Source organism: Xanthomonas graminis pv. graminis (assembly GCF_030168915.1).
GTDB lineage: Bacteria > Pseudomonadota > Gammaproteobacteria > Xanthomonadales > Xanthomonadaceae > Xanthomonas_A > Xanthomonas_A translucens.
Window position 1 is genome coordinate 974,853 of record NZ_CP076255.1, and the last position, 12,224, is coordinate 987,076.

General features: G+C 69.1%; 10 protein-coding genes. 6 read left to right on the forward strand and 4 right to left on the reverse strand.

The features are described from left to right. Positions 1-117: 117 nt before the first annotated feature. From KHF85_RS04270 to KHF85_RS04285, 4 genes are all read left to right on the forward strand, one after another. A complete protein-coding gene (locus KHF85_RS04270) occupies positions 118-612 on the forward strand; it encodes a peptidylprolyl isomerase (RefSeq protein WP_284568630.1) in 495 nt (164 codons plus the stop codon). A gap of 90 nt (positions 613-702) precedes the next feature. After that, positions 703-1,077, forward strand: a complete 375-nt coding sequence (locus tag KHF85_RS04275) for a glutaredoxin family protein (RefSeq protein WP_284568631.1) — start codon at positions 703-705, stop codon at positions 1,075-1,077. A 34-nt stretch (positions 1,078-1,111) separates the two neighbouring features. Next, the gene (locus tag KHF85_RS04280; protein ID WP_003470612.1) at positions 1,112-2,098 is read left to right on the forward strand and encodes a malate dehydrogenase; all 987 of its coding nucleotides are present in this window, start codon (positions 1,112-1,114) and stop codon (positions 2,096-2,098) included. Positions 2,099-2,370: 272 nt separating this feature from the next. Then, positions 2,371-3,327 (forward strand): IS1595 family transposase, encoded by a 957-nt coding sequence (locus KHF85_RS04285; protein ID WP_284566649.1) that lies wholly within the window; start codon positions 2,371-2,373, stop codon positions 3,325-3,327. 94 nt (positions 3,328-3,421) lie between these two features. On the opposite strand, the gene KHF85_RS04290 is transcribed toward KHF85_RS04285, so the two are convergent. Then, positions 3,422-4,378: an LpxL/LpxP family Kdo(2)-lipid IV(A) lauroyl/palmitoleoyl acyltransferase gene (locus KHF85_RS04290; RefSeq protein WP_284568632.1), complete on the reverse strand. Its 957-nt coding sequence runs from the start codon at positions 4,376-4,378 to the stop codon at positions 3,422-3,424. Between the two features lie 98 nt (positions 4,379-4,476). Between KHF85_RS04290 and waaA the strand changes: the two genes are divergently transcribed. Next, positions 4,477-5,796 (forward strand): lipid IV(A) 3-deoxy-D-manno-octulosonic acid transferase, encoded by a 1,320-nt coding sequence (gene waaA / locus KHF85_RS04295; protein ID WP_284568633.1) that lies wholly within the window; start codon positions 4,477-4,479, stop codon positions 5,794-5,796. Positions 5,797-6,030: 234 nt separating this feature from the next. Here the strand turns inward: waaA and KHF85_RS04300 are convergent, their stop codons facing one another. The 3 genes from KHF85_RS04300 to KHF85_RS04310 all read right to left on the reverse strand — a co-directional run bounded on the left by KHF85_RS04300 (position 6,031) and on the right by KHF85_RS04310 (position 8,868). Further along, complete coding sequence (locus KHF85_RS04300) at positions 6,031-7,395, reverse strand: TolC family outer membrane protein (protein ID WP_284568634.1); 1,365 nt, start codon at positions 7,393-7,395, stop codon at positions 6,031-6,033. Between the two features lie 18 nt (positions 7,396-7,413). After that, complete coding sequence (locus KHF85_RS04305; RefSeq protein ID WP_284568635.1) at positions 7,414-8,073, reverse strand: protein-L-isoaspartate O-methyltransferase family protein; 660 nt, start codon at positions 8,071-8,073, stop codon at positions 7,414-7,416. A 129-nt stretch (positions 8,074-8,202) separates the two neighbouring features. Next, positions 8,203-8,868: a TetR/AcrR family transcriptional regulator gene (locus KHF85_RS04310; protein ID WP_284568636.1), complete on the reverse strand. Its 666-nt coding sequence runs from the start codon at positions 8,866-8,868 to the stop codon at positions 8,203-8,205. Between the two features lie 331 nt (positions 8,869-9,199). Between KHF85_RS04310 and KHF85_RS04315 the strand changes: the two genes are divergently transcribed. Next, entirely contained in the window at positions 9,200-12,205 is a 3,006-nt protein-coding gene (locus tag KHF85_RS04315; protein WP_284568637.1) for a ligand-binding sensor domain-containing diguanylate cyclase, read from the forward strand. The last annotated feature ends 19 nt before the right edge of the window (positions 12,206-12,224 follow it).

Genomic DNA, 12,224 nt, shown 5'->3' on the forward strand with positions numbered 1-12,224 from the left:
TGCTGGTTCAGGATTCAGGCAGCGGCGACAGGGCCGTTGGCGGTGCCGGAAGCGGGCCAAACAGGCCGCCGTGTATTCTATGCGCCCCAAATGACGCCACCGTTTCCAAGGAATCCCATGTCCCTGATCGCCCATTTCGACACCGCCCGCGGCCCGATCACGATCGAGCTGTACCCCGACAAGGCGCCGCTGACCGTGGCCAACTTCGTGAACCTGGCCAAGCGCGGCTTCTACGACGGGCTGAGCTTCCACCGCGTGATCCCCGACTTCATGATCCAGGGCGGTTGCCCGGAAGGCTCCGGCCGCGGCGGCCCGGGCTACCGGTTCGAGGACGAGACCAACAACGGCGTGCGCCACGATCGCGGCGTGCTGTCGATGGCCAATGCCGGTCCCAGCACCAACGGCAGCCAGTTCTTCATCACCCAGACCGCCACCCCGTGGCTGGACGGCAAGCACACCGTGTTCGGCAAGGTGACCCAGGGCCTGGACGTGGTGGACAGCGTCGCCCAGGGCGATGCCATCAACAAGATCAGCATCGAAGGCGACACCGATGCGGTGCTGGCGGCCAAGGCCGACCGCGTCGCCGAGTGGAACCGCCTGCTCGACGCCTGAGTGCCGCCGCGACCGGCCCTGGCGGCCGGTCGCCGATGGCCTGCGTGCTAACATTTGCCGGTTGATTGCCGCGCCCGAGCCTCGATGACGATGCATCCCCTTTTGCTGTGCATGCTGCTGCTCGGAATCGGTGGCGGCGTGCACGCGTGGTGGCGCAGTGCGCAGGCAACCCCGGCGGCGGCAGCGCTGGCGGCCGGCGATCCGCGGCGGCTCACCGGCGCCGACGGCATCGTCATGCTGGCCGCCGACTGGTGCGGCTACTGCCGCCGGCAGCAGGCCGATTTCGAACGTGCCCAGGTCCGCTACCGGGTGCTCGACGTGGAGCAGGAGGAAGGCCGCCTGGCCGCCGCGGCACTTGGCCGCGAAGGCATGCCGATCACGGTGATCGGCCAGTACGTCATCGACGGCTACGACACTGCCGCCCTGGACGCGCACCTGCTGCCGCTCGGCTACCGCGTCTACTGATTCCCTTATCCCTTTTTTAGCAGAGGAACCCCCCATGAAGACACCCGTACGTGTTGCTGTGACCGGCGCTGCCGGCCAGATCGGCTATGCCCTGCTGTTCCGTATCGCCTCCGGCGAAATGCTGGGCAAGGACCAGCCGGTGATCCTGCAGCTGCTCGAGCTGCCGATGGAGAAGGCCCAGGCCGCGCTGAAGGGCGTGATGATGGAGCTGGAAGACTGCGCGTTCCCGCTGCTGGCCGGCATGGTCGGCACCGACGACGCCGAAGTGGCGTTCAAGGACGCCGACGTCGCCCTGCTGGTCGGTGCGCGTCCGCGCGGCCCGGGCATGGAGCGCAAGGACCTGCTGCTGGAGAACGCCAAGATCTTCACCGCGCAGGGCGCGGCCCTGAACAAGGTCGCCAGCCGCAACGTCAAGGTGCTGGTGGTCGGCAACCCGGCCAACACCAACGCCTACATCGCGATGAAGTCGGCACCGGACCTGAACCCGAAGAACTTCACCGCCATGCTGCGCCTGGACCACAACCGCGCGCTGAGCCAGCTGTCGCTCAAGCTCGGCAAGCCGGTCGGCGGCATCGAGAAGCTGGTGGTGTGGGGCAATCACAGCCCGACCATGTACCCGGACTACCGTTTCGCCACCGCCGACGGCGCCTCCGTGGCCGATGCGATCAACGATCAGGACTGGAACGCCGGCACCTTCATCCCGACCGTGGGCAAGCGCGGCGCGGCGATCATCGAAGCGCGCGGCTCGTCCTCGGCTGCCTCGGCCGCCAACGCCGCCATCGACCACGTGCGCGACTGGGTGCTGGGCAGCAACGGCAAGTGGGTGACCATGGGCGTGCCGTCCGACGGCTCCTATGGCATCCCGGAAGGCGTGATGTTCGGCTTCGCCGTGACCACCGAGAACGGCGAGTACACCCTGGTCAAGGATCTGCCGATCGACGACTTCAGCCAGAAGTACATCGACAAGACCCTGGCCGAGCTGGAAGAAGAGCGCAGCGGCGTGGCGCACCTGCTGGGCTGATCGCCCCTGCGATCGCGTGACGGAGCGCCGGGCACTGCCCGGCGTTCTGCGTTGTGGGGCTTCAACCCTGTTGGGCAGCCTTGATTTGGGTGCGCGAGGCTATGCCCGGACCCTCATCCTGCGCTTCGGGCTACCTTTCGCCGAAAAGCGGGCCATGGTCCCGGTGGGGGAAGGAACAGCTAGCCCCTCTCCCGCCGGCCTGATTAGCGCTGTGTCTCAGCTGGTGATGCTGCCTTGGTTTAGAAATGCAGGTTCTTCAGTGAGATACGGCGATGACGCTCAATCGGATCCAGTTCCAAAAGGGGCTTTCGATTCCGGCTTTTCTGAGCCGCTACGGCTCCGAGGCGCAATGTGTCGAGGCCTTGGTTCAGGCCAGGTGGCCCAATGGCTTCGTGTGTCCGCAGTGCGGACACACGCATGCCAGTGGCTTTGAGCGGGGACGCCAGCACCTGTGGCAGTGCGCGCGCTGCCGGGTACAGACCAGCTTGACCGCCGGCACGCCCATGGCAGACACCAAGCTTCCCTTGCGGGTGTGGTGGCTGGCCATCTATCTGGTGAGCCAAGCCAAGAACGGAATTGCTGCGCTGGAACTGGCTCGGCAACTGGGCGTGTGCTATCGCACTGCATGGCGGATCAAGCACAAAGTGATGTCGGCGATGGCCGATCGTGAGCAGTCACGCCGGCTCGACGGAGAGGTCCAGATCGATGATGCCTATCTGGGCGGCGAACGCGCCGGTGGTCCAGGCCAACCGCAGTGGCGCAATAAAGTGCCGTTTATTGCAGCGGTTTCCCTGCATCAAGGGCGCCCGCGCTATCTCCGCCTGGATGTGGTCTCCAGCTTCCGAAGAAGCGTCGTGCACACGTGGGCTCAGCAGGCACTGGCACCGGGCACCCATGTCGTCAGTGATGGGCTGACAGCGTTCACCGGTGTGGGCTGGGCAGGCCTGACCCACGATGCCATCGTGACCGGAAGCGGCCGCAAAGGCGTCCAGCAGCCTCGTCTGCGTTGGGTCAATACGATCCTGGGCAATCTCAAAACGGCGCTTAGCGGCACCCACCATGCGGTGGACTTCCCCAAATACGGCGCGCGCTACCTGCATGCGCATGCCTACCGCTTCAATCGCCGCTTCAACCTGGCCGCCATGGTGCCGCGCCTGGCCAGTGCCCTGGCCGGCGCGGGAAGGCTCACAGAGCAGCAACTGCGTACGACAGCTGAGACACAGCGCTAATCAGGCCACCGGGAGAGGGATTGGGGTGAGGGTCCGGCGCGAAGCGTCTCGCGGAATTGGAGCGCGCCAGGCTACCCCCGTCCGCATATCGCGCTCAGTCGCGTTCGTAGAACGCGCTGCGGCCCTCGGGCTGGCGCTTGAAGCGGCGGTGGATCCATAGGTATTGCGCCGGCGCCTCGCGCACCATGGCCTCGATCGCGACATTGACCCGCGCGGTGTCGGCGACCATGTCCTGCGACGGGAAGTCCTGCAGCGGCGGGGCGATGCGCAGCACGTAGTCGGCGCCTTCGCGGCGGTGGAAATACGGCACCACCGCGCAGCCGGTCAGCCGCGCCAGCTGGTGGGTGGCGGTGATGGTGGAGGCGGGCATGCCGAAGAACGGCACGAACACCGTGTCCTTGCCGCGCATGTCCTGGTCCGGCGCGTACCACAGGAACCCGCCGCGCTTGAGGTGGCGCACGCTGCCGCGCAGGTCCTCGTTGGCGAACATGGCGATGGCGTAGCGCAGGCGGCCGCGCTTGACCGCCCATTCGAACACCGGGTTGCGGTGGCGGCGGTACATGCCGGCCAGCGGCACGTACTGGCACAGCAGGCGGCCGCACATCTCCAGGGTCATGAAATGGCCCGACACCAGCAGCACGCCGCGGCCCTGCGCCTGCAGCGCACGCAGGTGCTCCAGGCCCTCGATGCGGGTGCGGCGGCGGATCGGACCGAGGCTGCCCCACCAGGCGCGCGCGAATTCGAACACGCCCACCCCCAGCGCATCGAAGCTGTCGTGCAGCAGGCGCGTGCGCCAGGCCTCGCTCTGTTCGGGGAAGCACAGTTTCAGGTTGGTCTCGGCGGCATGGCGGCGGGTGCCGGCCAGGCGCAGCGCCAGCCAGCCGACGCCGCGGCCGAGCGCGCGTTGCAGCAGCCAGGGCAGCCGCGCGGCGGCCACGGCGATGCCGAGCAGCAGCCAGGTCGGCCAGTGCTTCGGCGAGCGCGGCGGCGGCGCGACGGTGGCGGCGGCGGTGGCGGCGGCGGACGGAAGGGTGGGGGCGGGATCGGACATGCGCCAAGTTTAGCCGGGCGCGGGCGCGGCGGCGTCGCCTGGCGGCGCCGCACGCGCTCGTCTGCCGCCTGCGCGGCGCAACCCGCTATGCTTTGGCGATGCGCAACGATTTCATCGAGCGGCTGCTGCGCGGCCTGTACTCGGCCGTGCTGTACATGCTGCTGCCGGTCACCGTCTATCACCTGGTCTGGCGCGGGTTCCGCGTGCGCCAGTATTTCCAGCGCTGGGACGAGCGCTACGCCTCGTATCCGCAGGCGCGCGGGCGGCCGCGGGTGTGGCTGCATGCGGTGTCGGTGGGCGAGGTCAACGTCGCCGCGCCGGTGGTCAACGCGCTGCGCGCGCAGCGCCCGGACATCCGCTGGGTGATCACCACCATCACCCCGACCGGGTCGGAGCGGGTGCGCGCGCTGTGGGGCGATGCGCTGGACCACGTCTATCTGCCGTACGACGTACCCGGCAGCGTCGGCCGCTTCCTGCAGCATTTCCGCCCGAGCCTGGCGCTGATCCTGGAAACCGAGCTGTGGCCGAACATGCTGTTCGGCTGCCGCGACCGCAACATCCCGGTCTATGTGCTCAATGCGCGGCTGTCGGCGCGCTCGCTGCGCGGCTACCGCCTGCTGCGGCCGTTGATCGGGCGCGCGCTGCGCACGGTGACCTGCGTGGCCGCGCAGTCGCAGGCCGATGCCGAGCGCTTCATCGAGCTCGGCGCCGATCCGCAGCAGGTGCGCGCGCTTGGCAACCTGAAGTTCGATATTGCCGTGCCCGCGCAGTTGCCGCAGTTCGTCGCCGCGTTCGGCGAACGCGTGGCGGCGGCGCGGCCGGTGTGGATCGCCGCCAGCACCCATGAGGGCGAGGAGGCGGCGGTGATCGAGATGCACCGGCAACTGCGCCGGCACTGGCCGGATCTGCTGCTGCTGTGGGCGCCGCGCCATCCGGAACGCTTCGCCAGGGTCGAGGCGCTGGCCCGCGACCAGGGCTGGCGCGTGGCCACGCGCCGCCAGCAGCAGTGGCCCGGCGCCGAGGATAGCGTGTTCGTGATCGATACGCTGGGCGAATTGATGATGTTCTACGCCTGCGCCCAGGTCGCCTTCGTCGGCGGCAGCCTGCATCCGATCGGCGGGCATAATCTGCTGGAGCCGGCCGCGGTCGGCACGCCGTCGGTGAGCGGGCCGCATCTGCACAATTTCGCCGAGATCTCACGGCGCATGCGCGAGGCCGGCGCGGTGGCGATCTGCGAGGACGCCGCGGCGGTGTGCGCGGCGCTGCGCGAACTGCTGGGCGATGCGGCCGCGCGCGCGCGCATGGCCGAAGCCGGCTGCGCGCTGGTCGCCAATGGCCGCGGCGCGTTGCAGCGGGCGCTGCAGCTGATCGCCGAGCATCTGCCGCCGGTGGCGCACGACGCGCCTGCGGACGAGTAGGGCGTTTCGACGCAGGCAGTGCAGTCGGCGGCGCGCTGCAGGAGCGGCTTCAGCCGCGACAGAATCCATCGGTAACGCCGTCGCGGCTGAAGCCGCTCCTACAAGTGGCATCCTGATCTCGATCGGAAGTCCCTGGCGCCATCAGGCGTTCTTTCCGCCATTGCGCCGCCCCCATGCAAAAACGGCAGACCCGAAGGCCCGCCGTTTCGCGGTCTTGCAGCTGCCGGCGCAGCGTTACTGGGTACTGCTGCCGGAGTTGAGCTTGGATTCGGCGCTCTGCGTCAGCAGCGCGTTGATCGACTGCACCTCGGCCACGTCCAGCGTGCCCAGCGCCTGGCTCAGCAGCAGCCGGTTCTGCAGGAAGTTGTAGCGCGACTGCGCGTAGTTCAGCTGCGCCTGGTACAGGGTGCGCTGGTTCTGCACCACGTCCAGCACGGTGCGCGTGCCCACTTCCAGGCCGACCTGCGAGGCGTCGTACGCGGCCTGCGCCGAGACCACCGCCAGGCGCCGCGCCTCGATTTCGCTGATGCCGGCGACGACGGTCTGGTAGGCGTTGCGGGTATTGCGGTCGAGCGCGCGCTTCTGCTGCTCGTATGTGTCCTGGGCGATGTCGCGCTGTGCCAGCGCCTGGCGTACCGCCGACTGGGTCGCGCCGCCGGCGAAGATCGGCACGTTCAAGGTCAGGCCGATGACGTTGCTGTCGTTGCGCGGCGAGTTGCTGCCGGACACGCCGTCGCCCCAGCTGGCGTCGCGGCCGGCGCTGGCCGACAGGTTCAGCGTGGGCAGGTGCCCGGCACGGGCGGTGGAGACGTTGTCTTCGGCTTGCTGCACCTGGTACTGGTAGGAACGCAGCGACGGGTTTTTGTCCAGCGCCGAGGCGATCAGGCCGTCGATGTTGCCGCTGTCGGCCGGCAGCTGCGGACGGAAGTCCTCGGGCAGGCTGCGCAGGTCGTGCACCGGTTGCCCGGTGATCTCGGTCAGCGCCTGGTACAGGTCCTGCAGCGAGTTGCGCGCGGTGATCGTGTCGGCACGCGCCTGGTCGTATTCGGCGCGCGCTTCGTGCACGTCGGTGATCGGCGCCAGGCCCACTTCCAGGCGCTTGTCGGCGTAGTCGAACTGCTTCTTGGCGGCGGCTTCGTTGGTCTGCGCGGCGACCAGCGACTCGATCGCCACCAGCACGTTGAAGTAGGCCGCCGAGGCGCGCACGATCAGGTCGTGGTTGGCCGATGCCAGCGTGTAGTCGGCGGCCAGGCTGCGCGCCTTCTGCGCGCGCAGGGTGGAGAACTGGGCAAAGTTGATCAGCGTCTGCTGGCCCTGGATCGCGTAGCTGCGGCTCTTGCCGGTGCCGGCCAGTTCGCCTGTGCCACGCTCGATCTCGCTGTGGCTGCGCTGCAGCGAGGCGGTGCCGTTGATCTGCGGCAGCAGCGCCGCGCGCGCCTGCACCGCGCCTTCCTTTTCGTACAGCCGGTTCGATTCCGCGCTGGCCAGCTGCGGGTCGCTATTGCGGGCCATTTCGTAGACTTGCAGCAGGTCTGTGGCGTTGGCGGCCAGCGGAAACAGCGCGGCGGCCAGCGCCAGAACGAGGGATCGGCGGATCATTGCGGCTTCCTTGATGGATCAGAATGTGAACTGGGGGACTGGCGCGGCGCCACGCAGGTAGTACGCCAGGTCGGTTTCGAACAGCGATTCCACGCGCGGCGCGCCGGTCTGGGCGTGGACCAGCACCGCGTCCATGACCGGGGCATGGCCGCGGATCGCGAACAGGCGCCCGCCGGGCCGCAGCCAGGCCAGGAACTGCGCCGGGATCTCGGTGACCGCGGCGGTGATGCAGACCACGTCGAAGCGGCGCTCGCTGTGCCAGCCGAAGGCGTCGGCCGCCTCGATGCGCACGTTACTGCCCAGCCCGGCGGCCTCCAGATTGGCGCGCGCGGCGGCGGCCAGGGCCGGCTCGATCTCCAGGCTGACGACTTCCCGGCCGAGTTCGCCCAGGCAGGCGCTGATGAAGCCGCTGCCGGTGCCGATCTCCAGCACGTCTTCGCCCGGTTGCAGATCCAGCGCCTGCAGCATGCGCCCCTCGATCACCGGTTTCATCATGAACTGGCTGTGGCCCAGCGGGATTTCCAGGTCGGCATAGGCCACCGCGCGGTGGCTTTCCGGCACGAAGGTCTCGCGCGGCAGCCGCGCCAGCACGTCGAGCACGCGCAGGTCGAGCACGTCCCAGGGACGCACCTGCTGTTCAACCATCTTTTCGCGGGCTTGGGAGTAGTCGATCGTCATCTGGGGCATCCAACGCGGTGGGTCGCGCATTTTAGCCGGCACAAGGGCCGTGCGTACGCTGCAGCATCGCCGCAGCGTGGCCGCCGCGCGCAGTGCCGGAAGTCATCGGGCCGCCCGGCCGGCATGGGGTCAGCGCACCGCATAGGCACGCAGGAAGAAGTCCACGCTGGCCTGGACATGGGCCTGGATCCGCGCGCGGCTGGGATCGCGACACAGGCCGCACATCATCAGCGAATGCAGTTCGCCCTTGACCAGGCAGAAGAACTGGGAGGCGGCCAGGCCCAGGTCGGCGATCTCCAGCGCGCCGGCGGCGACATGCACCTGCAGCAGCTGCGCCAGGTCCTGCTGGGTGCGTTTGGGGCCGGCATTCCAGAACATCTCGCGCACGTGCTCGTCGCCGGTGCCGGGGGCGAGCATCATGCGGTGCGTGGCCATCGCCGCCTCGCTGCTGATCATCGCGAAGAACGCCAGGCCGATCTGCACCAGCTGCGTGCGCAGCGGCCCCTTCAGTGCATGCCTGAACAGGTCGTCGGGCAGCAGCGCCTGGCATTGCGCGCGCACCGCCTCGGTGAACAGGGTCTCCTTGTCGCCGTAATGGCTGTACACGGTGAGCTTGGACACCCCGGCGCGGGCCGCAATGCCGTCCATGCTGACACCGCCGAAGCCCAGTTCGGTGAACATCTGCTTGGCCGCTTCCAGGATGGCCGCGCGCTTGCCCATGTCTTTGGGACGGCCCGGCCCGGCGGCGCGGGAGGAGGGTTTGGGGGAGGGAGCGACGGAGGATTTGCTGACCATGGGGCAATACTAGACCAGTCGGTTCGATATATATACTATACCGTTAAGTATGCTATTTAGCATGTCAGTGCCGCACCCCGCAGTTATCTTGCTGAATGAAACGGGTGCATCTTTCTGACGCATCGCCTTCATCGGAAAGGCGGTCACAGTGGTCGCCGCACCAGCCCGTGCACACTGCGCCCACGCACGTTCGGGCTAGCCTTGTTTGCGGCTGCGATGCAACGTGCGGTGTAAGGAACATCCTGGCATCGGCGGCGAACGCGCAGTGATAAATTGGCTTTCTTGGACGGTTTGGATGCCACGCGCTGCCGAGGGCCAGATTCGGAACGCAATGAAGCAGGGGGAGCAGCGTCACATAATTGCCAGCAGCGTGCATGCGCTGCGCAGGCGTCTGCGCAGCGGTTTGCTGCTGGTCCTGCTGTGCGCCTGCTGTGCGGCCGGTGCCGCGCTGGCGCAGGCGGCGCTGCCCGTGTCCGAGCGCGCTGTCACCGAGCGGCCGACGCTGGCGCGCTGGACCATGGACGAAGGCCTGCCGCACAACCTGGTGCACGCGCTGGCGCAGGACCGCGACGGCCTGCTCTGGGTCGGTACCTGGGAAGGCGTGGCGCGCTTCGATGGCCGTAGCTTCACTGTGTTCGACCGGCAGAACACGCCCGGCATGCAGATGTCCGGCGTGTTCGCGATCGTGCCCGAAGCCGATGGCGGGGTGCTGATCGGCACCGCTTACGATGGCGTGTTCCGCTATCTCGGCGGCCGTTGGGAGCACTTGGGCGATGCGCGTGCGCAGCGGCTGCGGGTGGCGTCGATGCTGCGCGGCCGCGACGGCACGCTGTGGGTCGGCAGCGAGGATGGCTTGTTCCGGATCGAGACCGATGGCCGCCTGACCGCCGCCGCCGGGCTGCCCAAGGGCCGGATCACGGCGCTGCTGCAACAGCCCGATGGCGGCGTGCTGGTCGGCACGCTACAGGGATTGTTCCGTCTCGACCCGGCCATGCGCCGCGTGCGGCGCTGGGGCCGCACGCCGGCGATGCGCGCGGCGGCGGTGCGGCTGCTCAGCCACGACCGCGACGGCGGGCTGCTGGTCGCCGGCGACGCCGGCGTGTTCTGGCTGCATGCCGACGGCCAATTGCAGTGGTTGCGCCAGGGCCAGCGGGTCGATGCCGCGTTGCAGGACCGCCAGGGCCAACTGTGGACCACCAGCCTGTACAGCGGGCAATTGCTGCGGCGCTCGCCAAGCGGCGCCAGCGAGGAGATGATGTCGATCTCTGGCGTGGTCAGCTCGGCGTTGATCGAGGACCGCGAAGGCCTGGTCTGGGCCGGCAGCACCGACGGCCTGTTCCGCATCGCCGCCGGCGATGCCGGCGGCCTGACCCGGCACGACGGCCTTGGCAGCGACTACGTGCGGGTGGTGCGGCAGAGCGCCGACGGTGCGATCTGGATCGGCCATGCCGCCGGCCTGGATCGCTGGCAGCATGGCCGTATCACGGCGTTGCGCATCGCCGCCAGCGGCCGCGATCCGTCGGTGCTGGCGCTGGCCGCGGCCAACGACGGCGGCATGTGGGCCGGCACCTACGACCAGGGCGTGCTGCTGCTGGCGCCCGACGGCACGGTCCGGCAGCGCCTGCGCAGCGAAGCGGGCCTGCCGCCGGCCATGGTGCGCGCGCTGCTGCAGGATGCGGACGGCGGGCTATGGGTCGGCACCAATGCCGGCCTGGCCTACCGCAACCACGGCCATACCCGCCTGTACACCCTGGCCGACGGCCTGCCGGCGCTGCAGGTGCAGGCGCTGTACCGCGATCGCGCCGGCGTGCTGTGGATCGGCACCAACGACGGCATCGCGGCGCTGGCGCCGAACGGCACGCTGCGGCGTTGGCCGGCCGGCAGCGGCTTCCCGGCGCACAATGCGTTCGACTTCCTGGAGGATGCCGACGGCACGCTGTGGATCGGCAGCGACTGCGGCCTGCTGCGCCTGCGCGACGGCCGCTTCCGCGTCTATGACCATCGCGTCGGGCTACCGCTCGACAAGCTGTTTCGGGTCATCGACGATGGCCATGGCCATCTGTGGGCGACCAGCAACCAGGGCGTGTTCCGCATCGCCCGCGACAGCATCGCGCAACTCGATGCCGGCCGCCGCGCGGAGCTGGCGGTGGAGGTGGTCGATCGCAGCGACGGCATGCCCGGCAACCAGAGCAACGGCAGCAGCGCGCCGGCCGGCTGGTTGAGCCGCGACGGCAATCTGCTGATCCCCACCTCCGCCGGCCTGGCGCTGATCGACCCGGCGCTGCCCAGCCGGCATGCGTTGCGCGCGCCGGCGGTGGTGATCGAGCGGCTGCAGGTCGATGGCCACGCTCAGCCGCTGCGCGGCGCCTACCACCTGCCCGGCAGCGTCGGCCGGCTCAGCGTCGACTATGCCGGGCTGAGCTTTCGCTCGCCGGAGAAGGTGCGCTACCGCTATCGCCTGTATGGCTTCGACCGGGAGTGGATCGATGCGGGCAGCAGCGCGGCGGCGGTCTATACCAACCTGCCGCCGGGCGCCTATCGCCTGGAAGTGCAGGCGACCACCAGTTCGGCGGACTGGTCGCGCAGCGACCTGGTCGGGCGCACCTCGCTGCAGCTGGACGTGGTGCCGCCGTTCTGGCTGCGCGGCCCGTTCGTGGCGTTGGCGTCGATCGCGTTCAGCGGCCTGCTGCTGTGGTGGTACCGCGGGCGCAGCCATCGCCACCTGCGCCGCCAGCGCCGGCTCAACCGCATCATCGCCGAGCGCACCCACGAGCTGCGCGCGAAGAACCTGGCGCTGAAGCTGGCCGATTTCGAACGCGAGGAGCTGGTGCGCAAGCTCGCCCACCAGGCCGGCCACGACGCGCTGACCGGGCTGCCGAACCGGCGCACCGCCGATCCGCACCTGACCGCGGCGCTGGAGCATGCGCGGGCCACGCAATCGCCGCTGTGCGTGGCGCTGCTGGACATCGACAACTTCAAGCGGATCAACGATACCTACGGCCACGAGATCGGCGACGAGGTGCTGCGCCGGGTCGGCGAGGTGTTGCGCGCCACGCTCGGCGAACAAGCCTTCGCCGCGCGCCACGGTGGCGAGGAATTCCTTTTGGTGTTGTCGGGCCTGGACCGCGAGCAGGCGCGCGTGCGGCTGGACGAACTGCGCCGCCGCGTCGCCGCGGTGGTGGTCCACGACATCGATGGGCGGATGGTGCAGTGCACGGCCAGCGTCGGTTTCGCCTGTCTCAGCCCGGCGCTGCAAAGCCGGCGCGAATTGCTGGCGCTGGCCGACCAGCGCCTCTATCAGGCCAAGCACGAAGGCCGCGATCGGGTGATCGGCTAGGCGGAGCGGCGGTGCGTGG

Coding starts and splice junctions, on each gene's coding strand:
- KHF85_RS04280 (WP_003470612.1), top strand. CDS start 1,112: ATGAAGACACCCGTACGTGTTGCTGTGACCGGCGCTGCCGGCCAGATC.
- KHF85_RS04300 (WP_284568634.1), bottom strand. CDS start 7,395: ATGATCCGCCGATCCCTCGTTCTGGCGCTGGCCGCCGCGCTGTTTCCG.
- KHF85_RS04285 (WP_284566649.1), top strand. CDS start 2,371: ATGACGCTCAATCGGATCCAGTTCCAAAAGGGGCTTTCGATTCCGGCT.
- KHF85_RS04315 (WP_284568637.1), top strand. CDS start 9,200: ATGAAGCAGGGGGAGCAGCGTCACATAATTGCCAGCAGCGTGCATGCG.
- KHF85_RS04310 (WP_284568636.1), bottom strand. CDS start 8,868: ATGGTCAGCAAATCCTCCGTCGCTCCCTCCCCCAAACCCTCCTCCCGC.
- KHF85_RS04270 (WP_284568630.1), top strand. CDS start 118: ATGTCCCTGATCGCCCATTTCGACACCGCCCGCGGCCCGATCACGATC.
- KHF85_RS04290 (WP_284568632.1), bottom strand. CDS start 4,378: ATGTCCGATCCCGCCCCCACCCTTCCGTCCGCCGCCGCCACCGCCGCC.
- KHF85_RS04275 (WP_284568631.1), top strand. CDS start 703: ATGCATCCCCTTTTGCTGTGCATGCTGCTGCTCGGAATCGGTGGCGGC.
- waaA (WP_284568633.1), top strand. CDS start 4,477: ATGCGCAACGATTTCATCGAGCGGCTGCTGCGCGGCCTGTACTCGGCC.
- KHF85_RS04305 (WP_284568635.1), bottom strand. CDS start 8,073: ATGACGATCGACTACTCCCAAGCCCGCGAAAAGATGGTTGAACAGCAG.